At 62.3% G+C, this 2,457-nt stretch carries 2 protein-coding genes and 1 pseudogene; 1 reads left to right on the forward strand and 2 read right to left on the reverse strand.

Annotation, left to right across the window (positions count from 1 at the left end):
* A pseudogene (locus Q7V20_RS22920) lies at positions 1 to 1,322 on the forward strand (DNA repair protein); the annotation flags it as partial.
* A gap of 21 nt (positions 1,323 to 1,343) precedes the next feature.
* Here the strand turns inward: Q7V20_RS22920 and Q7V20_RS22925 are convergent.
* Positions 1,344 to 1,649: a hypothetical protein gene (locus Q7V20_RS22925; protein ID WP_304796258.1), complete on the reverse strand. Its 306-nt coding sequence runs from the start codon at positions 1,647 to 1,649 to the stop codon at positions 1,344 to 1,346.
* Positions 1,650 to 1,709: 60 nt separating this feature from the next.
* Entirely contained in the window at positions 1,710 to 2,213 is a 504-nt protein-coding gene (locus tag Q7V20_RS22930) for a RadC family protein (protein ID WP_370652550.1), read from the reverse strand.
* Between the last annotated feature and the right edge of the window lie 244 nt (positions 2,214 to 2,457).

Genomic DNA, 2,457 nt, shown 5'->3' on the forward strand with positions numbered 1-2,457 from the left:
AGAAGCTAGCCAGCATCGAACTGGAGGCAGGCAGGGCGGCTTTGAAGGCCCAGGAGTTGGCGCACCGCTTTGGCCTGGTCGGTGAGGTGCCTTGTGCAGGCACCGATCTGCAAGGGCAATGCAAGCTGCTGGGGGATGCGCATGAAGCCCAGACCCTGATGCCCAGCGCACAAGGCCAGATAGGTCGTCTGGCACAGGACAAGGCCCTGGCAGAACAGGAACTGTCCCTGATCCGCCATCGGTACGAAGAACTGTCCCTGGCGCCGCAAGCGCTGGCTCGGGCCGAACGCTTGGTCGATATGGCTCGAACACGGGTGTCCCGCTTGTCGCTGCTGGCGACCAGGGCGGGTCAGATCACCCAAGCCCGCGCCGCCTTGCAGACCATTGAGCTTGAACTGTCCTCATTGGCAGCCGAGCTTGGCCGGACTCAAGACTACGAAGCGACCGAAGAGCAGGCCGAGCGCCAACAGATCGAGGCAACGCGCCAGCGGATCGCGCAGGCCCTGGTGCAACAGGCGCAGCATTTCCGGGAGGCGCTCAATCGCCTGGACGCGGTGCTTCATGGTTTGCCAACGCCCTTTGACCATCAGATGCTGGCCGCTGCCGCCCAGGCTGAGGCGCAAGCGCGCCTGGCCTTGTCCACCGCAGAGCAAGCCCACTTGGCCGCCGAGCGCGATGCCCAGTCCAGGATCGAATTGATGGCTCAGGCGCGGGCCCTGGCTGAGCGGCGTGTGCAGGTGCAATCTCGCATGGCCCGAGCGGAGGACAGCTTGGGAAGTTGGAACTTGTTTGCCCGATGCATGAGCAACGATGGCCTGATCGCCCTGGCCATTGACGATGCCGGACCGGCTTTGTCTGGCTTGGCCAATGACTTGCTGCTGGCCTGTTATGGCCCACGCTTCACCGTGTCCATCCTCACGCTGGTGGAGACAGGTAAGGGAGAGCAACGCGAGGGCTTTGACATCGTCGTGCATGACGGCGAGTCGGGGGACAGCAAGAGCCTGGGGCTGATGAGCGGAGGGGAGCGCGTGTGGGTCAACGAGTGCCTGACGCGGGCGGTGGCGCTGTACCTGGCGCAGCATGCAGGTCGGCGCTACGACGCCTTGTTTTCTGACGAAGCCGATGGGGCGCTGGACTCCGAGCGCAAACGCATGTTCATGGCCATGAAGCGCGAGGTGCTGCGCGTGGGCGGCTACCAGCGGGAGTTTTTTGTGTCGCAAACGCCGGAGTTGACCGCCATGGCCGACGCCGTGATCGACCTGGATGCGATGCGCGATCACGGTGTGACCGTGGATGGCGCAAAAAAATGGGCGTCGGCTTGATGGCGCGACGCCCGGTGGGGGTTAAAGGGGATCGGTCTCTTCGAAAATCGGCAGCCCGTCCACGATGGCTGCATCGCAGTCGAACTTGAGCCAGACGATGCCAGCCAATCTGGCCGCTTCGAAGATCGTGGCCATGTCGTTCTCAGTGGGCACCGTGTAGGGCGGGGCGCCCACATAGACGAAACCACCATAGTCGTTCGGGTACACATTGACTGACAGGTCGTCATTGGCCAACTTCTGGCGTGTGGTGGCCGTCAGGTGGCAGATCGACAGCGCAGCCAGAGGCTCGACCAGTTCCAACAATCTGGTCACGATGGTCTTATCCAAGGCGTACTCCTTCTTGGCAAGAATGAGGCTGTGCCTTGCGGGGTAGGGTGGCTGGCAGTTTCACAGCAAACCCTGTTCCGCAAAAGACAGGACGCGGTCGCCTCCCACGACGAAATGGTCGAGCACGCGCACGTCCACCATCATCAAAGAGGATTTCAGCGTCTGGGTCAAGAGCTCGTCAGCCCGGCTGGGTGACAACTGGCCGCTGGGGTGGTTATGGGCCAACAAAACGGATGCTGCGTTGTGGGCAAGCGCGCTTTTAACGACCTCACGAGGGTAAACAGACGTTTGGGTCAAGGTGCCCCGGAACATCTCTTCTGCCTCGATCAGGACTTGCTGTGCGTCGAGGTAAAGCACCAGGAACACCTCGTGTTCCAGCCCGGCGCAATACATGCTCAGCCAGTCCTTGACCACCTTGGGCGAGGCCATGACTGGTCCATCCAGCATTTTGGCGCGCATGTCGCGCAGCAGCAGTTCGCGCGCAACGCTGAGTTTGTGCGCCAGCTCGGGGGGCGCTTGCTCCACGGCCTGGTATGGGGCTGCTGCATCGCAGGCACAGGGCAAAGGGAGGGGGGCTTGGCGAACAGGTGCGGCGAGTAACTCGCTGACCAGTTCGGCACTGGACAAGTGGGTGACGTTCACGGATTTCTCCTTCACAAAAAGGAAAAGCGGGAACGTCCTGTCCCGAGGGGATGGATGTTCCCGCTCGGGATGTGCTGACGCGAGGCCAGCACGGTCAATGAGGCAGGTGACGACTGCGACGCCGACGCAAGGTCGGGAGCGCATTCCGCGATGGAATGCAGGTAGC

The sequence above is a fragment of the Aquabacterium sp. genome (assembly GCF_030652515.1).
Taxonomy (GTDB): domain Bacteria; phylum Pseudomonadota; class Gammaproteobacteria; order Burkholderiales; family Burkholderiaceae_C; genus Aquabacterium.